A 23,953-nucleotide genomic window follows, 5' to 3' on the forward strand; every position below is an offset into this window, starting at 1 on the left:
GGGCCGTCAGCGGCGCCCCCTTGAGGGGGAGGCGGCCGAAGGCCGCTTCGGGGGGGAGCGTCATCTTCATCCCTTGAGCGTGTTGAGTTCGTCCACATTGATGCTGGACTTGTTGCGGAACAGCAGCACCAGAATAGCCAGGCCGATGGCCGATTCGGCGGCCGCGACAGTCAGGATGAAAAACACGAAAACCTGACCGTGCATGTCGCCCAGATAGTACGAAAAGGCAATGAAGTTCGTATTGACGGCCAGCAGCATCAACTCGATGGCCATCAACAACACGATTAGGTTCTTGCGGTTCAGAAAGATGCCAATCACGGACAGGGCAAACAATATGGCCCCCAGCGAAAGAAAGTGTCCCAGCGTCAACGTCATGCTTTCTTCTCCTCGGTGGGGGTCTGCGCGGCCGCCACCTCGGGTGCGGCCTGCGTGGCCGACACTTTCACGAGCGTGACACGGTCGCGTGCCTTCACACGGATCTGGAGGGCAGGATTGATGTGCTTGCTGTCCTTGCGCTGGCGCAAGGTCAGCGCAATGGCGGCAATCATCGCCACCAGCAAAATGGTCGCGGCAATTTGAAGAGGGTACAGGTACTCGGTGTAAAGCAGTTTGCCCACCGCCTTGGTGTTGGAAAACTGGACCGCCTGGCCGGCTGTATTGGCCAGTGATGCGCTCCTGGGCTCCTCGGTCAGCCGGAAGCCCCCCATCAGCACAGCGGCCATTTCAAGCGCGATCAGCACACCCACCGTGGCAGCCATCGGAAAATGCTTCCAGAACCCCTTGCGCACGGCATCCATGTTGATGTCAAGCATCATCACCACAAAGAGGAAAAGCACCATCACCGCCCCCAGATACACGAGCACCAGGGTGATGGCGAGAAATTCGGCCTTGAGAAGCAGCCACACCGCTGCCGCCTGCGAGAAGGCGAGCATCAGGTACAGCACGGCATGCACGGGGTTGCGCGCCGTGATCACCCGGAACGCCGCAAACAGCAGCACCAGGGCGAAGAGATAAAAGAGACCGGTTTTAACGTCCATGTTCTGCGAATCTTTCTTGAGCCAACGACTTTGCGGCGGTTTCAGCGGTACTTGGCATCCGCAGCACGGTTGGCAGCGATTTCTTTTTCGTAGCGGTCACCGACCGCCAGCAGCATGTCCTTGGTGAAGTAGAGGTCGCCACGCTTCTCCCCGTGATACTCGAGGATGTGCGTTTCGACGATGGAGTCCACCGGGCAGCTTTCCTCGCAGAAGCCGCAGAAAATGCATTTGGTCAGGTCGATGTCGTAACGCGAGGTGCGGCGGCTGCCGTCTTCGCGAACATCCGATTCGATGGTGATAGCCAGCGCCGGACACACGGCCTCGCAGAGCTTGCAGGCAATGCAGCGTTCTTCGCCGTTCTCATAGCGGCGCAAGGCGTGCAGGCCGCGAAAGCGTGGTGAAAGAGGCGTTTTTTCTTCAGGGAACTGCACGGTGATCTTGCGCCGGAAGGCATAGCGGCCGGTCAGGGCCATGCCCTTGAGCAGTTCCACGAGCATGAAGCTCCTGAAAAAATCCCTGAACGAAAACGTTGAAGCGGTTGCGCTGGCCATGATGATTTTCCGCTTAGTTCCAGATATTCCAGGGCGTCTGCATCCACACACCCACGACGACCAGCCACACCAGGGTGACCGGGATAAAAATCTTCCAGCCCAGCCGCATGATCTGGTCATACCGGAAGCGCGGGAAAGTGGCGCGGATCCAGATGAACATGGACACGACCAGGAAAGTCTTCAGACCCAGCCAGATCCAGCCGGGAATCCAGTTGAACAGCGCGCTGTCCACCGGCGACAGCCAGCCGCCGAGGAACATCAGCGCCGCCAGGATCGCCACCAGCCACATGCTGGCGTATTCGGCCAGGAAGAAGATGGCAAAGCCCATGCCCGAGTACTCGACCATGTGGCCGGCCACAATCTCGGCCTCGCCTTCCACCACGTCAAACGGGTGGCGATTGGTTTCAGCCACGCCGGAAATCATGTAGACCATGAAGATGGGCAGCAGCGGCAGCCAGTTCCAGGACAGGAAGGTCAAACCCTTGTCGGCTGCCATGCCCCTGGCCTGACCCATGACGATGTCCGTCAGGTTCATGCTGCCCGATATCATCAGCACCACCACCAGGCAAAAGCCCATGGCGATTTCATAACTGACCATCTGGGCTGAGGCGCGCAACGCCCCCAGGAAAGCGTATTTCGAGTTGGAGGCCCAACCGGCAATGATCACGCCATATACCTCGATGGAAGTGATCGCCATGATGAGCAACAGTCCGGCGTTCACATTGGCAAGCGCAATGTCAGGGCCGAACGGAATCACGACCCACGCCGCAAGCGCGGGCATGATGGCCATGATGGGACCGAGTGCGAACAAACCCTTGCTTGCAGCCGTCGGGCTGATGATTTCCTTGGTCAGCAGCTTCACCGCATCGGCGATGGGCTGCAACAGGCCAAACGGACCCACGCGATTCGGGCCAAGCCGCACCTGCATGAAACCCAGCAGCTTGCGCTCCCAGAGGGTCAGGTAAGCCACCGCACCCATCAGGGGCAGCAGGACACAGACGATCTTGATCAGGATCCACAGGACAGGCCAGACCGTGCCCGGCCAGATACCACCCATCAAACCCTGGCCGAAGTCGAAAATGCTGTCGATCATGCTGCTGCTCCCTCACCTGCCAGCGCCTGCCGCGCATCGGCGGTCAGTTGCAGCGATGTTGCACGCCGGACCAGGCCGTCGAGCTGGTAAATGCTGGCAACCACCGGGGCCGGGCCTGCCGCCGACAGATCAATGCCAGCCTGGGTGCTGTTGCCCAGATGCTCTGCGGGCACCTGCGCTGCTGCGGCAGCGGGCACCTGTTTGAGCACATCCTGTGCGGATTCGAAGTCAAAGCCCGGCAACTCGAGCAGGTTGGCCAGCACACGCAAGACCTTCCAGGCCGGCCGCGTTTCGCCAAGCGGTTTGGCCACGGCATGAAAACCCTGCACCCGCCCTTCGGCGTTGACAAAGGTGCCCGGGGTTTCCGAGAACGGAGCAATCGGCAGCAGCACGTCACTGAACGCCATGTTCGCTTTGAACGGGCTCAGGGTGACCACCATTTGCGCTGCGCTGAGCGAAGTCCTGGCTGACGCACCTGCTGCGGAATCGAACTCGGGTTCGTTGTTGAGCAGCAGCACCGCCTTCAGGCCGCCTGCCAACATCTGCCCGGCATTCAGGCCCTGGCCTGACGGCATGGCACCCGCCAGCTGTGCGCCCACGGTGTTGGCCGCTTCTGTCAGATACCCAACACTGGCCCCGGTTTGGGCGCCGATCCAGTTGGCCAAGGCCAGCAGGCTCTCCGCATGCGCATGGTGCGCAGCGGCGTTGCCCAGCAGGATGGCCTTGCGTTCGCCACCCTGCAGGGACTTGGCGATGGCCCTGGCGGCATCGGTCACCTGACCGGCAGCCGGCGCGGCCACGCCCTTGTCTGCGGCAATCGCAGCAGCCACGTCGGCGAGCGCCTGCGCCCAGGCGCCCGGTTCAGCCAGCACATGATGGGCCACGGGCATGGCCCAGGCGTCGGCAGAAGCCAGATCCGCTACGGAAGTGATAGCACTCAGCGCACAGCCCTTGCGGACAGACTGCCGAATTCGCTGTGCAAACAGCGGATGATCCTTGCGCAGGTTGGAACCGACGATCAACACACGCTGCAACTGCGACAGCGATGCAATCGAGGTGCCCAGCCAGCGCACGGATGGCACGGACGCAAATTCTGCGTTGCGCAGGCGGTAGTCGATGTTGTCACTGCCCAGGCCTCGCATCAGCGATGCGGCGAGGTACAGCTCTTCCAGCGTGCTGTGGGGGCTGGCAAGCAGGCCCATGCTTTGGGCGCCATGGTCGGCCTTGATCTGCTTCAGTCCGTTGGCAACATATTCGAGCGCCGTCTGCCAGTCCACGGCCTTCCACTGGCCGCCCTGCTTGAGCATGGGGCTCAAAAGTCGCTCGTCGCTGTTCAGCGCTTCATACGAGAAGCGGTCGCGGTCGGCAATCCAGCATTCGTTGACGTCTTCGTTTTCGAGCGGCACCACGCGCATGACCTGGTTGGACTTGACCTGGACAATCAGGTTGGCGCCCGTGGAATCGTGCGGGCTGACCGACTTGCGGCGCGAGAGCTCCCAGGTGCGGGCGCTGTAGCGGAAAGGCTTGCTGGTCAATGCGCCAACAGGGCAGAGGTCGATCATGTTGCCCGACAGTTCGGAGTCCACCGACATGCCGACAAAAGTCTCGATCTCGGCGTGTTCGCCACGGTTGGACATGCCCAGTTCCATGACACCGGCAACTTCCTGGCCGAACCGCACGCAGCGCGTGCAGTGAATGCAGCGGCTCATCTCCTCCATGGAGATCAACGGGCCAACGTCCTTGTGGAAGACCACGCGTTTTTCTTCTTCGTAGCGCGAACCGCTGCCACCATAACCGACGGCAAGATCCTGCAGCTGGCACTCGCCACCCTGGTCGCAGATCGGGCAGTCGAGCGGGTGATTGATCAGCAGAAATTCCATCACGCCCTTCTGGGCCTTGATGGCTTTGTCGCTCTTGGTGTGCACGACCATGCCCTGCGTCACGGGCGTCGCGCAGGCCGGCATCGGCTTGGGCGCCTTCTCTACATCCACCAGGCACATGCGGCAGTTGGCCGCGATGCTGAGCTTCTTGTGATAGCAGAAGTGCGGAATGTAGGTACCGGCTTTTTCGGCGGCATGCATCACCGTGCTGCCTTCAGGCACTTCCACTTTCTGACCGTCGAGTTGGATTTCAACCATGTGAATCTGCTTTATTGGAGCGCTGTTATGCGTAAACCGGGACCAGACAGGTCTTGTGGGTGATGTGGTGCTCGAATTCGGCGCGGAAATGCTTGATCATGGCGCGCACCGGCATGGCCGCTGCGTCGCCAAGCGCGCAGATGGTGCGGCCCTGGATGTTGTCAGAGACCGAGTTGAGCAACTCCAGATCGCTCTCACGGCCATGGCCGTGTTCAATGCGGTCCACCATGCGCCAGAGCCAGCCCGTGCCCTCGCGGCAAGGCGTGCACTGGCCGCAGCTTTCATGCATGTAAAAGTAGGACAGGCGCAGCAGGCTTTTGACCATGCAGCGGGTTTCGTCCATCACGATCACCGCGCCGGAGCCGAGCATGGAGCCGGCCTTGGCGATGGAGTCGTAGTCCATGTCGGTCGCCATCATGATGTCGGCAGGTAGCACCGGCATCGACGACCCGCCGGGAATCACGGCCTTGAGCTTGCGCCCGCCGCGCATGCCGCCCGCGAGTTCCAGCAGTTTGGCAAACGGGGTGCCCATCGGGATTTCGTAGTTGCCAGGGCGCTCGACGTCGCCACTGATCGTGAAGATCTTGGTGCCGCCGTTGTTGGGTTTGCCGCAGTCCAGGTAGGCCTGGCCGCCGTTACGGATGATCCAGGGCACGGCCGCGAAAGTTTCCGTGTTGTTGATCGTTGTCGGCTTGCCGTACAGGCCAAAACTGGCTGGGAACGGCGGCTTGAAACGCGGCTGGCCTTTTTTGCCTTCGAGCGATTCGAGCAAGGCGGTTTCCTCGCCGCAGATGTAGGCGCCGAAACCATGGGCCGCATGCAGCTCGAAGCTGTAATTGCTACCGAGGATGTTGTCGCCCAGCAGGCCCGCGGCGCGCGCTTCTTCCAGCGCTTCCTCGAACCGCTTGTAGGTCGTGAAGATTTCGCCATGGATGTAGTTGTAGCCGACGCTGATGCCCATGGCGTACGCCGCAATCGCCATGCCTTCGATGACGATATGCGGGTTGTACTGCATGATGTCGCGGTCTTTGGCGGTACCCGGCTCGCCCTCGTCCGAGTTGCAAACCAGGTATTTCTGACCCGGGAACTGGCGCGGCATGAAGCTCCATTTCAGGCCGGTCGGGAAACCCGCGCCACCGCGGCCGCGCAGGCTGCCGGCCTTGACTTCGGCAATCACCTGATCGGGCGTCATCCCTTCGCCGCCGTCCTTGCCGAGGATCTTGCGCAGGGCCTGGTAGCCGCCACGCGCTTCGTAGTCTTTCAGGCGCCAGTTGGCACCGTCGAGGTCCGCCATGATCTGCGGATTGATGTGACGGCCGTGAAAGGAAGTCTGGACGCCGGTGGCTTCAAACTGGGAGAGGATGCTGGAAGCAGACATGGTTATTTCGCCTCGCCCGATTTCAGGCCATCGATCAGCTGGTCGAGTTTGTCGTTGCTCATGAAGCTGCACATGTGCAGGTCGTTGACCAGCATGACCGGCGAGTCGGCGCAGGCGCCCAGGCACTCGGACTGCTGCAGGGTGAACAGGCCGTCGTCGGTGGTGCCGCCCATGGTCACACCCAGTTTCTGCTCGAGGTAGGCCAGCGCCTTGGTGCCATCGCGCAGCTGGCACGGCAGGTTGGTGCAGACGTTGATCTTGTACTTGCCCACCGGCTTCTGGTTGTACATGTTGTAGAAGGTCGTGACCTCATGCACCGCTATCGGCGCCATGCCCAGGTACTCGGCCACCAGCTTTTCGCTCTCGGCGCTGACGTAGCCCTGCTCTTCCTGAACGATCGCCAGGCAAGCCATGACGGCCGACTGCTTCTGGTCCGCGGGATATTTCGCAACTTCTTTCGCGAAGCGCGCTTTGGCAACTTCAGAGATCATCGATCAATCTCTCCAAAAACAATGTCCATGGTTCCGATGATCGCCACGGCATCGGCCAGCATGTGGCCGCGCGCCATTTCGTCCAGCGCGGCAAGATGCGCAAAACCAGGCGGGCGGATCTTCAGGCGATAAGGCTTGTTGGCACCGTCGCTCACGATATAAATGCCGAACTCGCCCTTCGGGTGTTCGACCGCGGCGTAGGCTTCACCCTCGGGTACATGGAAGCCTTCCGTGAAGAGCTTGAAATGATGGATCAGCTCTTCCATGTTGGACTTCATGGACTCGCGTCCGGGAGCAGCCACCTTGTGGTTGCTGGTGATCACGGGCCCCGGGTTGTCGCGCAGCCAGGCCACGCACTGTTCGATGATGCGGTTGGACTGGCGCATCTCTTCGACCCGCACCAGATAGCGGTCGTAGCAGTCACCGGTCTTGCCCACGGGAATATCGAAATCCATGCGGTCGTACACCTCGTAGGGCTGCTGCTTGCGCAAATCCCACGCAATGCCGGAGCCGCGCAACATCGGACCGGTCATGCCCATGCCGAGTGCACGTTCCGGTGAAACCACACCGACCCCGACCGTACGCTGCTTCCAGATGCGGTTGTCCGTCAGCAAGGTTTCATACTCGTCCACATAGCCCGGGAAGCGGCGCGTGAAGTCCCCGATGAAGTCGAGCAGTGAACCCTGGCGGTTCTCGTTCATCGCCTCTATCGCCTTGGCATTCCTGATCTTGCTGACCTTGTACTGCGGCATGGTGTCCGGCAGGTCGCGGTAAACGCCGCCGGGACGGAAATAGGCTGCGTGCATGCGCGCACCGGATACCGCCTCGTAAATGTCAAACAGGTCTTCGCGCTCGCGAAAGGTGTAGATCAGGATGGTCGAGCTGCCGCAGTCGTTGCCATGCGAGCCCAGCCACATCAGATGATTCAGCAGGCGCGTGATTTCCGAGAACATGACACGGATGTATTGCGCGCGGATGGGCACATCAACACCCAGCAGCTTTTCGATGGCCAGGCAGTAGGCATGCTCATTGCACATCATGGACACATAGTCGAGCCGGTCCATGTAGGGCAATGACTGGATGTAAGTCTTGCTCTCGGCAAGCTTTTCGGTGGCGCGGTGCAATAGACCGATATGCGGGTCGGCACGCTGCACCACTTCGCCGTCCAGTTCCAGGACAAGGCGCAAGACGCCATGGGCAGCGGGATGCTGCGGTCCGAAGTTGAGCGTGTAGTTTTTGATTTCAGCCATATCGGTTCTGCGTTTGACTTGTCATGCCGGACTTCATCCGGCATCCATGCGGGCGAACAACGCCACCACGGACTGCGGGCCAGGCCCGCAAGGGCAAATAACTACTGCACCCCTCCGTAATTGTCTTCACGGATCACGCGCGGCGTGATTTCGCGGGGTTCAATCGTCACCGGCTGGTAAATCACGCGCTTCTGCTCGGGGTCGTAACGCATCTCGACATGGCCGGTGGTCGGGAAATCCTTGCGGAAAGGATGGCCGATAAAGCCGTAGTCGGTCAGGATGCGGCGCAGATCGTTGTGGCCCTCGAAGACGATGCCGAACAGGTCAAACGCCTCGCGCTCGAACCAGTTGGCCGAGTTCCAGACATCGCTGACGGATGCCACTACCGGAAAATCATCGTCGGCGCAGAAGACTTTCAGGCGGACACGCTGGTTCAGGCTGACAGAAAGCAGATGGGACACCACGCAAAAGCGGGGGCCATCGTAACGGCCATCGGCGTATTCGGAATAATCGACGCCGCAAAGATCCATCAGCTGCTCGAATTGGCAGCCCCTGGTATCGCGCAGGATCAGGGCAGCAGCCTTGTAGTCGGACACGTCGACAACAACGGTCACCTCACCGAGCGCCACCGTGGTGCGTTTGGTCTTTTCGCCCAGGGCAGCGGCAATGATGCCGGCGAGCTGTTCAGCAGAAGCAGGATGCAAAGGACCCATCAAGCCCTCGCAATGGTGTTGGTGCGGCGGATTTTCTGCTGCAACTGGATAATGCCGTAGATCAGGGCCTCGGCCGTGGGCGGGCAACCCGGCACATACACATCCACCGGCACGATGCGGTCGCACCCGCGGACCACCGAGTAGCTGTAGTGGTAGTACCCACCGCCATTGGCGCAGGAGCCCATGGAAATCACCCAGCGCGGCTCGGCCATCTGGTCGTACACCTTGCGCAGGGCCGGCCCCATCTTGTTGCACAACGTGCCGGCCACAATCATGAGGTCACTCTGGCGCGGGCTGGCACGAAACACCTCGGCACCGAAACGGCCGATGTCGTAACGCGCAGCGGCCGAATGCATCATCTCGACAGCGCAGCAGGCCAGACCAAAGGTCATGGGCCAGAGCGATCCGGTCTTGGCCCAGTTGACCACCGAGTCGTAACTCGTGGTCATGAAGCCTTCGTTAAAAACACCTTCTAGTGACATACCCGTACCTTTGTGGCGGCCGCTGGTGCTGCCGCTGAATCTTGGTGAGCTACTCCCAGTCCAGGGCGCCTTTTTTCCATTCGTAGGCAAACCCCACGACCAGAATGCCGAGGAAAACCATCATGGACCAGAAACCCACCGGACCGATTTCCTTGAGCGCGACGGCCCACGGAAACAGGAAGGCAATTTCAAGGTCAAAAAGAATGAACAGGATGGCGACCAGGTAATAGCGCACATCGAACTTCATGCGGGCATCTTCAAACGCTTCGAAGCCGCATTCATAAGGGGAATTTTTTTCGCTGTCCGGCTTGTTCGGACCGAGCAGACGCCCCAGCACCTGAGGCACCACGCCGACAGCCACGCCGACCAGGATAAACAACAGGACGGGGAGGTATTGGTCGAGGTTCATCGTCGATTCAACTTCTGCAAGCCGCTTGTGCTGTGTGCCAGTTTGCTGTTCCGGGCCCGGAGCCCTGCCTGTGCAGCGCCGGCCAGTGCCTGTAAGTGGTGCGGACGGCGAGACTCGAACTCGCACAGCTTTCGCCACTACCCCCTCAAGATAGCGTGTCTACCAATTTCACCACGTCCGCGGTTTTTAACTGTCCGGATGGCATGAGGAACCTTGCGGCTTTTGGCTTTCCGGGCAGTCTCAGAGTTTACCCCGAATTTGCGCCGCTCCCTGAGCGGGACGGCGCCTTTATCGCGCTATTTCGTGGGGATTTGACCTGCGCCGGATGCGGCCGGTGCAGGCGGCACAGCCGTGACACCCGTCGTCGGAGCCGGAGTGGTCGTGCCTGGAATCTGACCGGCACCGGGAGCTACCGGCGCAGGCGCCGTGATGGCCGCACCTTCAAGCACGCTGGTGCCCGTTTGGGGTCGCGCGTTGCCGAAATAGGCCAGCAGCAAGGTGCACGCAAAAAACACAGCAGCCAATACTGCCGTGGTGCGCGACAGGAAGTTGGCACTGCCGCTGGCACCAAACAGGCTGCCGGACCCGCCGCTGCCAAAAGCAGCGCCCATGTCGGCACCCTTGCCATGTTGCACGAGGATCAGGCCAATCATGGCCAATGCGGAAATCATCTGGATCGCCAGGGCAGCAGTCAACAAAATATTCATACCTACTCCTAATTTAATAGCGCGTTCCGTCTGTCAGACGGAGGCTGCAGCAATAATCGTTAAAAAATCGGGGGCCTTCAGCGATGCGCCGCCAATCAGGCCGCCGTCGATGTCGGGCTGGCCCAGCAACGAAGCGGCGTTGGCCGCATTCATGCTGCCGCCGTACAGGATCTTCACGCGGTCTGCATGTTCCGTCGCAGCCTTGAGCTGGGCCCTGAGCACGGCATGCACCGCCTGCGCCTGTTCAGGCGTGGCTGTCTGCCCGGTGCCGATGGCCCAGACCGGTTCATAGGCAAGCACGATCTCGCTGATGCAGTGTCCGTTGGTGTGGATCACGGCGGCGAGCTGGCGTTTCACAACGCTTTCGGTCTGCCCTGCTTCGTGTTCGGCCAGTGTTTCACCGACGCAGACGATGGGTGTGATGCCCGCAGCGAGCGCCTGCTGCGCCTTTTCTGCCACCAGTGCGTCGCTCTCGAAGTGGTACTGGCGGCGCTCCGAGTGGCCGACGATGGCATAGGCCACGTTCAATTCACGGAGCATGCTTGCAGAAACTTCGCCCGTATAAGCGCCCGCCTTGTGTGCAGAGACATCTTGAGCCCCCAGATGCAACATTGGTTCGCCGCTGTCATCTCGACTTCTATCCTGATAGTCCTGCACTTGGACAAGGTACGGAAAAGGTACACACACTGCAATCTCGCAAGCAGGCTTGCGTGCTTCGATACCCGTCAGTATTTCGTCCATCAACCGTTGATTGGCCCCAAAACTGCCATTCATCTTCCAGTTGCCAGCGATCAGCTTATTTTTCTTCACGACTTCACCATGTCAAAACGATTTTGCCGATGTGCTGGTTCGATTCCATCAGCACATGCGCCTTGGCAGCGTCGGCCGCGGCAAAGGTGCCGTGAATCACGGGCTTGATCGCTCCACTGGCCAGCAGCGGCCAGACTTTCTCTTTCAGGGCCACGGCAATCGCGGTCTTGAATTCGATGGGTCGCGGCCGCAGTGTGGAGCCGGTGATGGTAAGCCGCTTGCGCAGAACCAGGCCGGCATTGAATTCAGCCTTGGTGCCGCCCTGCACCGCGATGAACACCAGACGGCCGTCCTCGGCCAGGCAGCCGATCTCACGCGCCACATAACTGCCGGCGACCATGTCCAGAATGACGTTCACACCCTTGCCGGCAGTCAGCGTCTTGACCTCTTCGGCGAAATCGGTCGTCTTGTAGTTGATCGCGTGATCGGCCCCGATCTTTAGGCAGGCGGCGCATTTCTCATCGCTGCCGGCCGTCACGATGACGGTCGCGCCCATGGCCTTGGCAATCTGTATGGCCGTCACGCCGATGCCGCTGGAGCCACCCTGGATCAGCAGCGTCTCGCCTTTCTGCAGGCGGGCACGGTCAAACACATTGCTCCAGACCGTGAAGAAGGTTTCCGGCAGGGAAGCCGCCTCGACGTCACTGAAGCCTTCAGGCACAGGCAGGCACTGGCCAACCGGTGCCACACACACTTCGGCGTAACCGCCTCCGGCAACGAGCGCACACACACGGTCGCCCACCTTCAGCCCGGCTTGCGCCATGGCTTGAGCATCACCGCTCACGATGATCCCCGCCACTTCCAGCCCGGGAATGTCCGACGCCCCAGGAGGAACCGGGTAGTTGCCGGTGCGCTGCAGGACGTCCGGGCGATTTACGCCGGAGGCCGCCACGCGGATCAGCAACTCGCCTGCGCCGGCCATCGGATCAGGCCGCTCGCCCAGACGCAGGACGTCCGGCGCGCCATAGGAGGTGATTTCAACTGCTTTCATGGAATCTTCAAGTGTTTTGTGGCTGCAGCCCCCGACTGGCGGGCGCTGGCAGCTGCAAAATCAATAGCAGGTCAACCCTGGTCCTGACCTTGGGCAGGACGGTCCAGCAGCGCCTTCATGGACAGCTTGACGCGGCCTTTTTCGTCGGTTTCCAGAACCTTGACCTTGACGATCTGGCCTTCGGTCAGGTAGTCCGTCACGCGCTCGACACGTTCGTGGGCGATCTGGCTGATGTGCAGCAGGCCGTCTTTGCCGGGCAGCAGGTTGACCAGCGCACCGAAGTCGAGGATCTTGGTGATCGGGCCTTCATAAACCTTGCCAATTTCCACTTCGGCGGTGATCTCGGCAATGCGGCGCTTGGCTTCATCGGCCTTGGCGCTGTCGTTCGACGCGATGGTGATGGTGCCGTCTTCCTCGATGTTGATCTGCGTACCGGTTTCTTCGGTCAGCGCGCGAATGACGGCGCCGCCCTTGCCGATCACGTCGCGGATCTTCTCGGGGTTGATCTTCATGACATACAGGCGCGGTGCGAAGTCAGAGACTTCAGCCTTGGCTTCGCCCATGGCTTCCTGCATCTTGCCCAGGATGTGCATGCGGGCTTCCTTGGCCTGCGCCAGCGCAACCTGCATGATTTCCTTGGTGATGCCCTGGATCTTGATATCCATCTGCAGCGCGGTGATACCGGCGGTGGTGCCGGCCACCTTGAAGTCCATGTCGCCCAAGTGATCTTCGTCACCCAGGATGTCGGTCAGCACGGCAAAGCGGTTGTCTTCCTTGATCAGCCCCATGGCGATGCCGGCCACGTGGGCTTTCATCGGCACGCCGGCGTCCATCAGCGACAGGCAGCCGCCGCAGACCGAAGCCATCGACGAGGAACCGTTGGACTCGGTGATTTCCGAAACCACACGCATGGTGTACGGGAATTCTTCCTTGGTCGGCAGCACGGCGATCAGCGCGCGTTTGGCCAAACGGCCGTGACCGATTTCGCGGCGTTTCGGGCTACCCACACGGCCAGTTTCGCCGGTGGCGAACGGAGGCATGTTGTAGTGCAGCATGAAGCGGTCTTCGTAGTCACCCGACAAGGCGTCGATGCGCTGTGCATCGCGCTCGGTGCCCAGCGTGGTGATCACCAGCGCCTGGGTTTCGCCACGCGTGAACAGGGCCGAGCCGTGGGTGCGGGGCAGCACGCTGTTGCGGATTTCGATGGGGCGCACGGTGCGCGTGTCGCGGCCGTCGATGCGGGGGTCGCCGGCCAGGATCTGGCTGCGCACGATTTTGGCTTCGATGTCGAACAGCATGCCGTCCACAGCCACGCTGTCGAATTCGACGCCTTCGGCCTTCAGCCCCATCTTGGTCCAGGTGGTCACTTCACGGGTGGCGTGGGTGCGGGCCTGCTTGTTGCGGATCTGGTAGGCAGCCACCAGTTTCTCTTCGGCCAGCGCGACCACCTTGGCGATCAGCACCTCGTCCTTGGGAGGCGCACGCCAGTCCCAAACCGGCTTGCCGGCGTCACGAACGAGTTCATGGATCGCGTTGATGGCGATATTGCCCTGCTCGTGGCCAAACACCACGGCACCGAGCATGATTTCTTCAGACAGTTGCTGGGCTTCGGACTCGACCATCAGCACGGCGGCTTCGGTACCGGCCACCACCAGGTCCATCTTGGAATCCTTCAGCTGGGTCTTGCCGGGGTTCAGCACGTACTGACCGTCGATCCAGGCCACGCGGGCGGCGCCGATGGGGCCGTTGAACGGGATGCCGGAGATCGACAGCGCAGCGCTGGAGGCGATCAGCGCGGGAATGTCACCTTCGACTTCAGGGTTCAGCGACAGCACATGAATAACGACCTGCACTTCGTTGAAGAAGCCTTCGGGGAACAGCGGGCGGATCGGACGGTCGATCAGGCGCGATGTCAGTGTTTCGAACTCGCTGGGGCGGCCTTCGCGCTTGAAAAAGCTGCCGGGAATGCGGCCGGCGGCATAGGTTTTCTCGAGGTAGTCCACCGTCAGGGGGAAGAAGTCCTGGCCGGGCTTGGCGTCGGCTTTGGCAACCACGGTGGCCAGCACCACGGTACCGTCCATGTCCACGATGACGGCGCCGCCGGACTGGCGGGCGATTTCACCGGTCTCCATCGTGACCTTGTGCTGGCCCCACTGGAAGGATTTGGTGACTTTATTGAAAATGCTCATGGTTTATCTCCACTAGATTCAAGCACTTGAGGCAGTGCAGGAGGCCCGGAGTGGTGGCTGGCAGAACACGATGCCATTCCACAAAATGCCTGCTAATCCAGGGCTTTTCTTGTGGAATGACACAGCGCGTGATCGTTTTGCCTTGCTCCGAAGTAAAAAACGCCTGAGCTAGTGAACTAACTCAGGCGCCTTGCAGTCGTTTTACCGATTATTTACGCAGGCCAAGCTTGGCAATCAACGCAACATAGCGGGCCGCGTCCTTGGACTTCAGGTAGTCCAACAGCTTGCGGCGGCGGCTCACCATGCGCAGCAGGCCACGGCGGCCGTGGTGATCCTTGGCATGGGTCTTGAAATGGGGCATCAGTTCATTGATGCGGCCGGTCAGCAGGGCCACTTGAACTTCAGGGCTGCCGGTATCGCCGGCAGCGCGTGCGTTGGCCTGAACGATTTCGGCCTTGATGGATTTCTCGATCATGGATTTTCCTTGTGTAACTTGCGAGCGGTACAGTGCTCCCGACGTGGGAGTTGACCGTGGCCGCCGTGTTCTGCGGTGTGCCGCTTCATGAATGAAAAGGCACGCCTTTGCGCAGAGCCTTGGATTATAGCCCAGACCGGGCGCTCAGGCGCGAGGCAGCCAGCGGGCCAGGCGCTCGACCCCCTGCCCCAGTCGGTCCAGGTCCCGGCTGGCGAAGCACCAGCGCAGCCAGCCCTGGGCCTCGGCGGCCGGGTTGACCATGAAGGCGTTGCCGGGCGCCAGGCCCAAACCGGCCTCCACCACCAGCCGTTTGGCGGTGGCGAGCGAGTCCCCAAAACGTGTCTGGTCCGCCAGCCTGAAAAACGCGTACATGCCGCCCCGGGGGGAAGCGAGTTCAACACCCGGAACCGCCTGCAGGAGCGGCACCAGCGTGTCGCGGCAGGTTTTCAGGTGCGCCACCAGCCGCGGCGTGACGTCGGCGGTTCTTTCCAGTCCCACCAGGGCGGCCCGCTGGACGAACACCGGCGCGCAGGAGGTGTTGAATTCCACCAGCTTGCCCATGTGCGGCGTCATCGCGGGCGGCATCACCAGCCAGCCCAGGCGCCAGCCGGTCATTAAAAAGCTCTTGGAAAAACTGTGGACGACGACCAGCCGGTCGTCCGGTTGGGCAATATCCAGAAAGCTCGGCGCGCAGCCATTCTCCGTGGGTTCGAAGTAAAGCCGCTCGTAGACCTCGTCGGCCAGAATCCAGGTGCCTGTGCTGCGGCAGTGTGCCAAGAGGGTTTGCTGTTCGGCGCGGCTCAAGGTCCAGCCGGTCGGATTGTTCGGCGCGTTGACGATCAACAGTTTCGTTTGCGGCGTGATCGCGGCCAGCAGCTCGGCCATGTCCAGCTGCCACTGGCCGGCCACCGGCTTGAGGCTCACGCAGCGCAGCTTCGCGCCCATGATCAGCGGTTGCGCCGTCAGGTTGGGCCAGACCGGCGTCACGGCCACGACTTCATCGCCGGCATCGACGAGTGCCTGCACTGCCAGCATCAGGGCATTCACCCCACCGGAGGTGACGGCAATGCGCTCCGCCCCAATCGGCACGGCACCTGCGCAACGCAAGGCGCTTGCATAAGCGGCAATGGCCTCGCGCAGCTCCGGCAAGCCCAGGTTGTGCGCGTAAAAGGTCTCGCCCTGTTGCAGCGACGCGATGGCGGCCTCGCGGATGAATGCCGGCGTGACTTCGTCGCTTTCGCCAAACCAGAACTTGAGCACATCAGCGCGTCCCATGCCCGCGTTGGCTACCTGGCGGATCATCGACTCTTCAAGGTCTACAACAATCTGTCGCATCACGGTCTTTCTCTGGAATGGCAATGTTGCTCAGGGACGCTGCATCTTGCAGCTGTGCGGCTGTTCGGAACGCGCAGCATCAATCGTCTTGATCACGCGAAAGCCGTAACCCGAGCCCTCAACATCAAATTTGACGCCGGGCGTGCCCTGCTTGTCCATCACGGCCACCAGCAAGGGTTGCTGGAACTGGTGGTCCGCCTTGCGCATGACGCCCTTGTGCGAGGCAAACAGCACCATTGCCTTTTCCAGTTGGGAGGCCACCGCGGCAGAGTCAACAGTGCCGGCTTTTTCGATGCTCTGCGCCAGCGCCTCGACCATCAGCTGCATGCGCATGTGTACGTAGTCGTCCTGGGGTTTTGGGAAGCGCTGGCGGAAAGACTGGTAAAAGGTTTCCGACGCAGCGCCCGGCTCGTTGGGGAACCAGTCGGCGACGGCAATAACCTTGCCCACACCCGCCTCGCCCAATGCGGCGGGAACGCCGAGTGCGTTGCCATAGAAGGTGTAGAAGCTGCCCTCATAACCCGTGTTCCTGGCGGCCTTCACCAGCAAGGTCAGGTCATTACCCCAGTTGCCGGTGAGCACGGCCTGCGCACCGCTCGCCTTGATCTTCGCGGCATAAGGCATGAAATCCTTGACCCGGCCCATCGGGTGCAGTTCGTCACCGACGATCTGCACATCGGGGCGCTGCACCGCGAGCTGCTTGCGGGCTTCGCGCAGAACGGCTTGGCCAAAGCTGTAGTCCTGGCCAATCAGGTAAATGCCCCTGATCGCCTTGTCGTCCTTGAGCACATCCATCAGGGCCGCCATGCGCATGTCAGCGTGGGCATCAAACCGGAAATGCCAATAGCTGCACTTTTCGTTGGTCAGCACCGGATCAACCGCGGAATAGTTCATGAACAGCACACGCCTGGCCGGTTCGCGCTCATTGTGCTTGTTGATGGCATCCACCAGCACCGCGGCGGTGGAGGACGAATTGCCCTGGGCCACCAGCGTGATGCCGTCGTCCATGGCGGAACGCAGCGCCGACAGCGCTTCCTCGTTCTGGCCCTTGCTGTCGTAACGCACAAAGACCAGGGGACGGCTGCCTCCTGGCAGCTTGACGCCGCCGCGTGCGTTGACACGTTCTGCTGCCCACACGAGGTTGCGGAACACGGCTTCCCCGGTATTGCCAAAAGGGCCAGAGAGGCTCTCGATCAACGCCACACGGATGGGACTCTGTGCCGCGGGAACCTGCTGGGCATGGACACCCAGGGACAACATGCAGGCGCCTAAGGCCGAGACCACCCATTTCAAGAGCGCTGGAGTAGAAAAATACATTCGAAAAATTCCTTGAAATAAGCCGCGTCACGCCTACCTGCTGTGCATGCGGCAATCACGGTTGAGAGCCGCGAAGTGTAAAGGGAAAATTTTCCCATCCAACCCACTGGAGTCCCCATGTTCTATTCACTCGCCAGCCGCCCCGCACGCAACTTCCAGCGCCCCGCCTCATCCCTGGTACGAAGCGGCACCCTTGACAAATTCCTGAGCGACACTCTGGGCTCCCTGTCGGACGCCCGGCCCAGCCAGACAGCCACCGTCGAAGACGGCGACAAGGCCTATTCACTGCAACTGGATGTTCCCGGCCTGGGCAAAGAGCAACTGGACATCGGCATTGAAGGCGATGTTGTGCGTATTGCCAGCAAGGCCGATGCCGCACGCACCGTCAAGGCCGCCTGGCGTTTTCCGCTGGAAATCGATGCTGCAGCCAGCACGGCCAAACTGGAAAACGGCGTGCTGACCTTGACCTTGAGCAAAAAAATCCCGGTCAGCAACGTGGCAACGCTGCCTATCCAGTAATCTGCGGCAGCAAATCGGCAAGCGGCGCGGAGCCGCTGCCCTTTCAGGCTGCTATTTCCGCCAGACCCCAGCGCGGCTTCACATCGAAGGTGTAGCCGCGCTGCAGGTTTTCCAGGCCAGCCTGCAGGCGCATGCCGGCCGCCAGCGCAATCATGGCGCCGTTGTCGGTGCATAAATGCATCTCGGGGTAATGCACACGAATCCCCCTCTTGCTGCAGGCCGCGTTGAGCTGCTCGCGTAGCAGCGCGTTGGCACCCACCCCGCCAGCCACCACCAGCCGCTTCAAGCCGGTCCGCTCCAGCGCTTTCAGAGATTTCTTGACCAACACTTCCACAATGGCCGCCTGGGTAGACGCCGCCAAGTCGGCCCGGGCTTGCTCGCCCATAGGCTCACCGAGTTTTTTGGCCTGCGTCAGTACAGCGGTCTTCAGGCCGGAGAAAGAAAAATCCAGGTCACCGCTGTGCAGCAGGGGCCGGGGCAGCTTGAAGGCCTGCGCGTCGCCCCCCTGTGCCAGCCTGGCCAGGTGCGGCCCCCCGGGATAAGGCAACCCCAGCAACTTCGCCGATTTGTCAAAAGCCTCACCGGCCGCGTCATCAATGGTCTCGCCCAGCAGTTCATAACTACCGACGCGGTCCACCCGCATCAATTGCGTGTGGCCACCCGACACCAGCAAGGCCACGAAGGAAAATTCCGGCGGATCCGCGCTCAGGAAGGGCGAAAGCAAATGCCCTTCAAGATGATGCACACCCATCACCGGCTTGCCGAGCGACGCCGCAAGCGCGCACGCCACACCCGCCCCCACCAGCAGGGCGCCGGCCAGTCCGGGTCCGCGTGTATAGGCAATCACATCCACCTGTTGCAGCGAACGCCGCGCCTGGCCCATCACTTCATCGATCAGCGGAAGCACACGCCGGATGTGGTCGCGGCTGGCCAGCTCGGGCACCACCCCACCGTAGGCCTGGTGCATGTCGATCTGGCTGTGCAAGGCGTGCGACAGGAGCACCGGCACACCCTGCCCCGACGCATCCACCAGCGCCACACCGGTCTCATCGCAACTTGATTCAATTCCTAGAACTAGCATTGAACAAGTGTAGCCACCCCTGTGTAGCAGCCCCCCTTCCAGGCTCACTGCGTGTAGCCTGTTCCCCCCTCAAGGGGGTCGGCGCCTGCGGGCCGGCAAAGCCGGACCCGCGGCCTCCGCTGGCCGCGCCCCTCGAACTCTTCAACCAAGCAGGGGCCGCGGATCTGGCTCCGCCAGTCCGCAGGCGCAGCGGCCCCCTCGGGAGGCAGGAAGCTACACGAAGTGAGCGACCGTGGGGGCTCCACTGGCTCGAATCTTGCACCAAGCGCCCCATGACGCCGTCCCAGTCCTTGCGCCTTGTCATCATCGCCCCAGATCTGCTGGACGGTGCATCCACGGACGTCCATGCCCGGCAGCAAGCCGAGCGGTCGCGCCAGCTGCGCATCGGCCTGCTGGAAAACGGCTACAACGTTGTCGCCGTGCTGCCGGCGGACACCTTTCTGTATGAGCGGCTGGCACAGCTCCAGCCCGACATGATCATTGTGGACGCCGAAAGCGAGGCACGCGACTCGCTCGAACATGTGGTGATGGCCACGCGCGATGCGCGGCGCCCCATCGTGCTGTTCACCAACGACAACGACACCAGCCACGTGAAAGACGCGGTGGCCGCAGGTGTGTCCGCCTACATCGTGGCCGGCCTGTCGCCGGAACGCATACGCCCCATCCTCGACGTGGCGATGGCGCGCTTCGAACATGAGCAGGGCCTGCGGCGGGAACTGGCCGACGCCAGGACCGAACTGCAGGACCGCAAGGTGATAGACCGCGCCAAAGGGCTGTTGATGCAGCGCCAGAACCTCAATGAACGGGACGCTTATGAGAAGCTGCGCAAGGCCGCGATGGACAAGGGCCTGCGCCTGGGCGAAGTGGCGCAACGCATCCTGGACGCAGCCGATCTGCTCGGCTGAATCCCTGGCCGGCCGGGCCACGCACCACGCCGAAATGGTGCAGCGCACAAATACAGTGCAGTCTCCTGAGTCCACCTCTTCTTGTCTGGCCCGTCATCCAACCGCTATTGATTAAGTAGCATGTTACGCCCTCAGCATAAAGGTTACAAGCACTTTTAACCAACAACCTCTCTCCAGAAAAATTTAATGCCGCCAGCTGGCACAGCTTTTGCTGAAAGGTAGGCACAAGGTATTCCACTTCAACGGCGAAGCGGAGTATCTCCAGGAACAAAGGCGTTCGCACCCTGCATTCACATCACTTGTGTTTGCCCGGGTCGAGCGCCTTTTTTGTTTTTTGCTTCTGTTTTTTTTGTTTTCACTTCTGGAGTCCCGACCATGACCGAACTGCTGAAATCTTCACTGACGCGCCGCACCGTTTTGCAGGCGGCCGCCGTCGGCGCCACCGGCATCAGCCCGGCCTTGCGTGCCGTTGTCTATGCGCAAGGCTCCGATGCCCCTGAAAAGAAGGAAGTCAAGATCGGCTTCATCCCTCTGACCGACTGCGCCTCGGTGGTGATGGCTTCGGTGCTCGGCATCGACAAGAAATACGGCGTCAAGATCATCCCGACCAAGGAAGCGAGCTGGGCCGGCGTGCGCGACAAGCTCGTCAACGGTGAACTCGACTTTGCCCACGTGCTGTACGGCCTGATCTACGGCGTACACATGGGCACGGCCGGCCCCAAGAAGGACATGGCCGTGCTGATGAGCCTGAACAACAACGGCCAGGCCATCACGCTGTCCAAGAAAATCGCCGACAAGGGTGCGGTGGACGCTGCCTCCCTGGCCAAACTGATGGCGACGGAAAAGCGCGAATACACCTTCGCGCAAACCTTCCCCACCGGCACCCACGCGATGTGGCTGTATTACTGGCTGGCCAGCGCCGGCATCAACCCCTTCAAGGATGCCCGCGCCATCGTGGTTCCGCCGCCGCAGATGGTGGCCAACATGCGGGTGGGCAACATGGACGGCTTCTGCGTGGGCGAGCCCTGGGGCCACCGCGCCATCATGGACGGCATCGGCATCACGGCGGTGACCACCCAGGACATCTGGAAAGACCATCCGGAAAAAACCCTGGGCACCACGGCGGAGTTCGTCAAGAAATACCCCAACACCGCGCGCGCCGTCACGGCCGCCGTGCTGGAAGCTGGCCGCTGGATCGACTCCGGCCTGCAGAACAAAATGAAGATGGCCGAGACGGTGGCCGACAAGAGTTATGTGAATACCAGCGTGGACGCCATCAACCAGCGCATCCTGGGCCGCTACCAGAACGGCCTGGGCAAGACCTGGGACGACCCCAACCACATGAAGTTCTACAACGACGGTGCGGCCAACTTCCCCTACCTGTCCGACGGCATGTGGTTCCTGACGCAGCACAAGCGCTGGGGCCTGATCAAGGATCATCCGGACTACCTTGGCATTGCCAAGCAGGTCAACCATATCGACATTTACAAAGACGCCGCCGCCGCCAGCAAAACGCCGGTGCCCAAGGACCTGATGCGCACCAGCAAGATGATCGACGGCGTGGTCTGGGATGGCAAGGACCCGAAGAAATACGCCGACGGTTTCAAGATCAAAGTCTGAAGAGGGAGAACACACCATGGTCAGCGCTGTTTTTCACACCCCCTTCGACGAGGCGCCCGTCGCCTCGTCGTCACCAATACCGAGCGCCGGCAAGCCTGCTATCAATACCATAGCTACTGGCGCAGATGCAGTAGGGGCTAAGGCCAAAAAAGAGCCTGTTCCGGCGAGTCAACCCACGGTTGCAAAAGTGCCTTTCGACTGGCACGGTGTCTGGATGGCGGTGCTGCCGCCCCTGCTCGGGCTGGGCCTGCTGATTGGCCTGTGGGAGCTGGTGTCCGTGTCCACGGGCAAAAGCATTCCCTCGCCGGCCGAGACTTTTCGCCAGGCGCTGGACGTCTTCAGCGACCCGTTCTACAGCAAGGGGCCAAACGACCAGGGCGTGGGCTGGAACGTGCTCTCCTCACTCAAGCGCGTGGCCATCGGCTTCGGCATGGCAGCGGCCGTTGGCATTCCTGCCGGATTCATGATCGGGCGCTTCACCTTCCTGAGCCGCATGTTCAACCCGCTGATCAGCCTGCTGCGGCCGGTGTCGCCGCTGGCCTGGCTGCCAATCGGCCTGCTGGTGTTCAAGGGTGCCAATCCGGCTGCCATCTGGACCATCTTCATCTGCTCGATCTGGCCCATGATCATCAACACCGCCGTCGGTGTACAGCGGGTGCCGCAGGACTACATGAACGTCGCGCGCGTGCTCAACCTCAGCGAGTGGAAGATCTTCACCAAGATCCTCTTTCCCGCCGTGCTGCCCTACATGCTCACCGGCGTGCGCCTGGCCGTCGGCACGGCGTGGCTGGTGATCGTGGCGGCAGAAATGCTGACCGGTGGCGTAGGCATCGGCTTCTGGGTCTGGGACGAGTGGAACAACCTCAACGTCACCAACATCATCATCGCGATTTTTGTCATCGGCATGGTCGGACTGGTGCTGGAGTTCGCACTGATCAAGCTGGCCACGGCGTTTACGTTTGAGGAAGTAAAGACGTGAGCCGCGCGATGAGGGGCCCCGGTACGGGGATCAGTGCCCGGGCGAACGGCTTTGGCTGCCGACACCCTGCCGCATCAAGCCACTTCCAGCTTTCAGGAGGCAGCGACCTAAGCCACATGAACCCAAAAAGGAACACGTCATGAACATGTCATTGACCACCAAGTACATAGAGATCCAGGGCGTCGAGCAGACCTTCAAAACCCGGAAAGGCCCGTTCTGCGCGCTGCAGAATATCAACCTCACCGTGGCCAAAGGGGAGTTCGTTGCGCTGATCGGCCACTCGGGCTGCGGCAAGTCCACGCTGCTCAACCTGATCGCCGGCCTGACGACGCCGACACAGGGCGCCCTGCTCTGCGCCAACCGTGAAATTTCCGGCCCCGGCCCGGAACGTGCGGTGGTGTTCCAGAATCATTCGTTGCTGCCCTGGCTGACCTGCCATGAAAACGTCTACCTCGCAGTCGAGCGCGTTTTCGGTGCCACCGAAAACCGGACGCAGCTGAAGGCACGCACCGAGGCGGCACTGGCCATGGTCGGCCTGAGCGCCGCGGCGCAAAAGCGACCAGGTGAAATTTCAGGCGGCATGAAGCAGCGGGTCGGCATTGCCCGCGCGCTGTGCATGGAGCCCAAGGTGCTGCTGCTGGATGAACCCTTCGGCGCACTGGACGCGCTGACACGCGCCAAGCTGCAGGACGAATTGCTGCAGATCGTCGCCACCACGCAAAGCACGGTGGTCATGGTCACCCACGATGTCGACGAAGCAGTGCTTCTGTCGGATCGCATCATCATGATGACCAACGGCCCGGCCGCCACCATCGGCGAAGTGCTGCAGGTGGACCTGCCGCGGCCGCGTTCGCGCGTGGCCCTGGCCGAAGACATCCGTTACCTCGGCTACCGCAAGGCCGTCATCGACTTCCTCTACACCCGCCAGGGCCACGTGGAAAAAGCCGCCTGAGCGCAGGCACTGAAAACGGGAAGGCTCCACGATGACTCCCCGACAGATTCAACTCGTCCAGAGCAGCTTCGCCAAGGTCGCCCCCATTTCGGAGCAGGCCGCGGCACTGTTTTATACCCGCCTGTTCGAACTTGCGCCCCAGGTGCAGCCGCTGTTCAGGGGTGACATGGCCGGACAGGGTCGCAAGCTGATGACCATGTTGGGCACCGTGGTGAACGGCTTGACGCAGCTGGAGGTGATCGTGCCGGCTGCACAGAAACTGGCTCAGCGCCACGTGGCCTATGGCGCCCGGCCGGAGCATTACCCCGTCGTCGGCACTGCGCTGCTGGATACGCTGTCCCAGGGTCTGGGCAAGGACTTCACACCCGAGGTGCGCGAGGCCTGGACCACCGCTTACGGCATGCTCTCCGGCGTGATGGTCGAAGCGCACAGGACAGCGGAGCCATCGTGAGGCCGGCGTCAGACGCTCGCCCAAACCATTCCGGCCAAGCCGCCTGATCCGGGGCGGGGCCGAACCGACCCGCATTTTTA

At 61.4% G+C, this 23,953-nt stretch carries 25 protein-coding genes and 1 tRNA gene; 6 read left to right on the forward strand and 20 right to left on the reverse strand.

The features are described 5' to 3' along the window. Positions 1-66 precede the first annotated feature (66 nt). From nuoK to WA904_RS17290, 19 genes are all read right to left on the reverse strand, one after another. Positions 67-375, reverse strand: coding sequence for an NADH-quinone oxidoreductase subunit NuoK (gene nuoK / locus WA904_RS17200; RefSeq protein ID WP_348069353.1), 309 nt, complete (start codon positions 373-375; stop codon positions 67-69). Continuing rightward, positions 372-1,037 carry an NADH-quinone oxidoreductase subunit J gene (locus WA904_RS17205; protein ID WP_425198353.1) on the reverse strand — a complete coding sequence of 222 codons (666 nt, stop codon included), beginning with the start codon at positions 1,035-1,037 and terminating at the stop codon, positions 372-374. Before WA904_RS17205 ends, nuoK begins: the two co-directional genes overlap by 4 nt. Positions 1,038-1,078: 41 nt before the next feature. After that, positions 1,079-1,588 carry an NADH-quinone oxidoreductase subunit NuoI gene (gene nuoI, locus WA904_RS17210; protein ID WP_348069358.1) on the reverse strand — a complete coding sequence of 170 codons (510 nt, stop codon included), beginning with the start codon at positions 1,586-1,588 and terminating at the stop codon, positions 1,079-1,081. Positions 1,589-1,601: 13 nt separating this feature from the next. Continuing rightward, a complete protein-coding gene (nuoH, locus tag WA904_RS17215; protein ID WP_425198354.1) occupies positions 1,602-2,681 on the reverse strand; it encodes an NADH-quinone oxidoreductase subunit NuoH in 1,080 nt (359 codons plus the stop codon). Further along, complete coding sequence (gene nuoG, locus WA904_RS17220) at positions 2,678-4,819, reverse strand: NADH-quinone oxidoreductase subunit NuoG (RefSeq protein ID WP_425198355.1); 2,142 nt, start codon at positions 4,817-4,819, stop codon at positions 2,678-2,680. The genes nuoH and nuoG overlap by 4 nt, the downstream gene beginning before the upstream one ends. Before the next feature lie 25 nt (positions 4,820-4,844). Beyond that, positions 4,845-6,197, reverse strand: a complete 1,353-nt coding sequence (gene nuoF, locus WA904_RS17225; protein WP_425198356.1) for an NADH-quinone oxidoreductase subunit NuoF — start codon at positions 6,195-6,197, stop codon at positions 4,845-4,847. A 2-nt stretch (positions 6,198-6,199) separates the two neighbouring features. Then, a complete protein-coding gene (nuoE, locus tag WA904_RS17230) occupies positions 6,200-6,688 on the reverse strand; it encodes an NADH-quinone oxidoreductase subunit NuoE (protein WP_425198357.1) in 489 nt (162 codons plus the stop codon). Further along, positions 6,685-7,938 carry an NADH-quinone oxidoreductase subunit D gene (locus WA904_RS17235; protein WP_425198358.1) on the reverse strand — a complete coding sequence of 418 codons (1,254 nt, stop codon included), beginning with the start codon at positions 7,936-7,938 and terminating at the stop codon, positions 6,685-6,687. The genes nuoE and WA904_RS17235 overlap by 4 nt, the downstream gene beginning before the upstream one ends. 101 nt (positions 7,939-8,039) lie before the next feature. After that, the gene (locus WA904_RS17240; RefSeq protein WP_425198359.1) at positions 8,040-8,651 is read right to left on the reverse strand and encodes an NADH-quinone oxidoreductase subunit C; all 612 of its coding nucleotides are present in this window, start codon (positions 8,649-8,651) and stop codon (positions 8,040-8,042) included. After that, on the reverse strand, positions 8,651-9,133 hold the full coding sequence (locus WA904_RS17245) for a NuoB/complex I 20 kDa subunit family protein (RefSeq protein ID WP_077593284.1): 483 nt from the start codon (positions 9,131-9,133) through the stop codon (positions 8,651-8,653). The genes WA904_RS17240 and WA904_RS17245 overlap by 1 nt, the downstream gene beginning before the upstream one ends. A gap of 49 nt (positions 9,134-9,182) precedes the next feature. Next, positions 9,183-9,542, reverse strand: a complete 360-nt coding sequence (locus WA904_RS17250; protein ID WP_425198360.1) for an NADH-quinone oxidoreductase subunit A — start codon at positions 9,540-9,542, stop codon at positions 9,183-9,185. A 96-nt stretch (positions 9,543-9,638) separates the two neighbouring features. Then, positions 9,639-9,723: transfer RNA gene (locus WA904_RS17255), tRNA-Leu, on the reverse strand. A gap of 115 nt (positions 9,724-9,838) precedes the next feature. Beyond that, entirely contained in the window at positions 9,839-10,249 is a 411-nt protein-coding gene (gene secG / locus WA904_RS17260; protein WP_425198361.1) for a preprotein translocase subunit SecG, read from the reverse strand. Between the two features lie 33 nt (positions 10,250-10,282). Further along, positions 10,283-11,059: a triose-phosphate isomerase gene (gene tpiA, locus WA904_RS17265; RefSeq protein WP_425198362.1), complete on the reverse strand. Its 777-nt coding sequence runs from the start codon at positions 11,057-11,059 to the stop codon at positions 10,283-10,285. 4 nt (positions 11,060-11,063) lie between these two features. Further along, positions 11,064-12,050 carry an NAD(P)H-quinone oxidoreductase gene (locus tag WA904_RS17270; protein ID WP_425198363.1) on the reverse strand — a complete coding sequence of 329 codons (987 nt, stop codon included), beginning with the start codon at positions 12,048-12,050 and terminating at the stop codon, positions 11,064-11,066. Between the two features lie 71 nt (positions 12,051-12,121). Then, on the reverse strand, positions 12,122-14,239 hold the full coding sequence (pnp, locus tag WA904_RS17275) for a polyribonucleotide nucleotidyltransferase (RefSeq protein ID WP_425198364.1): 2,118 nt from the start codon (positions 14,237-14,239) through the stop codon (positions 12,122-12,124). A gap of 208 nt (positions 14,240-14,447) precedes the next feature. Continuing rightward, entirely contained in the window at positions 14,448-14,714 is a 267-nt protein-coding gene (gene rpsO, locus WA904_RS17280; RefSeq protein WP_077593278.1) for a 30S ribosomal protein S15, read from the reverse strand. A 144-nt stretch (positions 14,715-14,858) separates the two neighbouring features. Continuing rightward, complete coding sequence (locus WA904_RS17285; RefSeq protein ID WP_425198365.1) at positions 14,859-16,049, reverse strand: pyridoxal phosphate-dependent aminotransferase; 1,191 nt, start codon at positions 16,047-16,049, stop codon at positions 14,859-14,861. A gap of 30 nt (positions 16,050-16,079) precedes the next feature. Then, on the reverse strand, positions 16,080-17,309 hold the full coding sequence (locus WA904_RS17290; protein WP_425198366.1) for a branched-chain amino acid ABC transporter substrate-binding protein: 1,230 nt from the start codon (positions 17,307-17,309) through the stop codon (positions 16,080-16,082). A 174-nt stretch (positions 17,310-17,483) separates the two neighbouring features. On the opposite strand from WA904_RS17290, the gene WA904_RS17295 reads away from it, so the two are divergent. After that, on the forward strand, positions 17,484-17,885 hold the full coding sequence (locus tag WA904_RS17295; protein WP_425198367.1) for an Hsp20/alpha crystallin family protein: 402 nt from the start codon (positions 17,484-17,486) through the stop codon (positions 17,883-17,885). 43 nt (positions 17,886-17,928) lie between these two features. On the opposite strand, the gene tsaD is transcribed toward WA904_RS17295, so the two are convergent. Then, on the reverse strand, positions 17,929-18,966 hold the full coding sequence (tsaD, locus tag WA904_RS17300; RefSeq protein ID WP_425198368.1) for a tRNA (adenosine(37)-N6)-threonylcarbamoyltransferase complex transferase subunit TsaD: 1,038 nt from the start codon (positions 18,964-18,966) through the stop codon (positions 17,929-17,931). A 272-nt stretch (positions 18,967-19,238) separates the two neighbouring features. Here tsaD and WA904_RS17305 point away from each other — a divergent pair, with 272 nt between their 5' ends. From WA904_RS17305 to WA904_RS17325, 5 genes are all read left to right on the forward strand, one after another. After that, a complete protein-coding gene (locus WA904_RS17305) occupies positions 19,239-19,871 on the forward strand; it encodes an ANTAR domain-containing response regulator (protein ID WP_425198369.1) in 633 nt (210 codons plus the stop codon). A 375-nt stretch (positions 19,872-20,246) separates the two neighbouring features. Then, positions 20,247-21,491, forward strand: a complete 1,245-nt coding sequence (locus tag WA904_RS17310; protein ID WP_425198370.1) for a CmpA/NrtA family ABC transporter substrate-binding protein — start codon at positions 20,247-20,249, stop codon at positions 21,489-21,491. 16 nt (positions 21,492-21,507) lie between these two features. Then, positions 21,508-22,470 carry a nitrate ABC transporter permease gene (gene ntrB, locus WA904_RS17315; RefSeq protein WP_425198371.1) on the forward strand — a complete coding sequence of 321 codons (963 nt, stop codon included), beginning with the start codon at positions 21,508-21,510 and terminating at the stop codon, positions 22,468-22,470. Positions 22,471-22,609: 139 nt separating this feature from the next. Further along, positions 22,610-23,422, forward strand: a complete 813-nt coding sequence (locus tag WA904_RS17320) for an ABC transporter ATP-binding protein (protein ID WP_425198372.1) — start codon at positions 22,610-22,612, stop codon at positions 23,420-23,422. 31 nt (positions 23,423-23,453) lie between these two features. Continuing rightward, positions 23,454-23,873: a globin family protein gene (locus tag WA904_RS17325; RefSeq protein ID WP_425198373.1), complete on the forward strand. Its 420-nt coding sequence runs from the start codon at positions 23,454-23,456 to the stop codon at positions 23,871-23,873. The last annotated feature ends 80 nt before the right edge of the window (positions 23,874-23,953 follow it).

It is taken from the genome of Polaromonas sp. (assembly GCF_049790275.1).
Lineage (GTDB): Bacteria > Pseudomonadota > Gammaproteobacteria > Burkholderiales > Burkholderiaceae_C > Polaromonas.

What these genes read in the sequence shown, in the direction of transcription:
- nuoK (WP_348069353.1), bottom strand. Translation starts at nt 375, where the DNA reads ATGACGTTGACGCTGGGACACTTTCTTTCGCTGGGGGCCATATTGTTT.
- WA904_RS17205 (WP_425198353.1), bottom strand. Translation starts at nt 1,037, where the DNA reads ATGGACGTTAAAACCGGTCTCTTTTATCTCTTCGCCCTGGTGCTGCTG.
- nuoI (WP_348069358.1), bottom strand. Translation starts at nt 1,588, where the DNA reads ATGGCCAGCGCAACCGCTTCAACGTTTTCGTTCAGGGATTTTTTCAGG.
- nuoH (WP_425198354.1), bottom strand. Translation starts at nt 2,681, where the DNA reads ATGATCGACAGCATTTTCGACTTCGGCCAGGGTTTGATGGGTGGTATC.
- nuoG (WP_425198355.1), bottom strand. Translation starts at nt 4,819, where the DNA reads ATGGTTGAAATCCAACTCGACGGTCAGAAAGTGGAAGTGCCTGAAGGC.
- nuoF (WP_425198356.1), bottom strand. Translation starts at nt 6,197, where the DNA reads ATGTCTGCTTCCAGCATCCTCTCCCAGTTTGAAGCCACCGGCGTCCAG.
- nuoE (WP_425198357.1), bottom strand. Translation starts at nt 6,688, where the DNA reads ATGATCTCTGAAGTTGCCAAAGCGCGCTTCGCGAAAGAAGTTGCGAAA.
- WA904_RS17235 (WP_425198358.1), bottom strand. Translation starts at nt 7,938, where the DNA reads ATGGCTGAAATCAAAAACTACACGCTCAACTTCGGACCGCAGCATCCC.
- WA904_RS17240 (WP_425198359.1), bottom strand. Translation starts at nt 8,651, where the DNA reads ATGGGTCCTTTGCATCCTGCTTCTGCTGAACAGCTCGCCGGCATCATT.
- WA904_RS17245 (WP_077593284.1), bottom strand. Translation starts at nt 9,133, where the DNA reads ATGTCACTAGAAGGTGTTTTTAACGAAGGCTTCATGACCACGAGTTAC.
- WA904_RS17250 (WP_425198360.1), bottom strand. Translation starts at nt 9,542, where the DNA reads ATGAACCTCGACCAATACCTCCCCGTCCTGTTGTTTATCCTGGTCGGC.
- secG (WP_425198361.1), bottom strand. Translation starts at nt 10,249, where the DNA reads ATGAATATTTTGTTGACTGCTGCCCTGGCGATCCAGATGATTTCCGCA.
- WA904_RS17270 (WP_425198363.1), bottom strand. Translation starts at nt 12,050, where the DNA reads ATGAAAGCAGTTGAAATCACCTCCTATGGCGCGCCGGACGTCCTGCGT.
- pnp (WP_425198364.1), bottom strand. Translation starts at nt 14,239, where the DNA reads ATGAGCATTTTCAATAAAGTCACCAAATCCTTCCAGTGGGGCCAGCAC.
- rpsO (WP_077593278.1), bottom strand. Translation starts at nt 14,714, where the DNA reads ATGATCGAGAAATCCATCAAGGCCGAAATCGTTCAGGCCAACGCACGC.
- WA904_RS17285 (WP_425198365.1), bottom strand. Translation starts at nt 16,049, where the DNA reads ATGCGACAGATTGTTGTAGACCTTGAAGAGTCGATGATCCGCCAGGTA.
- WA904_RS17290 (WP_425198366.1), bottom strand. Translation starts at nt 17,309, where the DNA reads ATGTTGTCCCTGGGTGTCCATGCCCAGCAGGTTCCCGCGGCACAGAGT.
- WA904_RS17295 (WP_425198367.1), top strand. Translation starts at nt 17,484, where the DNA reads ATGTTCTATTCACTCGCCAGCCGCCCCGCACGCAACTTCCAGCGCCCC.
- tsaD (WP_425198368.1), bottom strand. Translation starts at nt 18,966, where the DNA reads ATGCTAGTTCTAGGAATTGAATCAAGTTGCGATGAGACCGGTGTGGCG.
- WA904_RS17305 (WP_425198369.1), top strand. Translation starts at nt 19,239, where the DNA reads ATGACGCCGTCCCAGTCCTTGCGCCTTGTCATCATCGCCCCAGATCTG.
- WA904_RS17310 (WP_425198370.1), top strand. Translation starts at nt 20,247, where the DNA reads ATGACCGAACTGCTGAAATCTTCACTGACGCGCCGCACCGTTTTGCAG.
- ntrB (WP_425198371.1), top strand. Translation starts at nt 21,508, where the DNA reads ATGGTCAGCGCTGTTTTTCACACCCCCTTCGACGAGGCGCCCGTCGCC.
- WA904_RS17320 (WP_425198372.1), top strand. Translation starts at nt 22,610, where the DNA reads ATGAACATGTCATTGACCACCAAGTACATAGAGATCCAGGGCGTCGAG.
- WA904_RS17325 (WP_425198373.1), top strand. Translation starts at nt 23,454, where the DNA reads ATGACTCCCCGACAGATTCAACTCGTCCAGAGCAGCTTCGCCAAGGTC.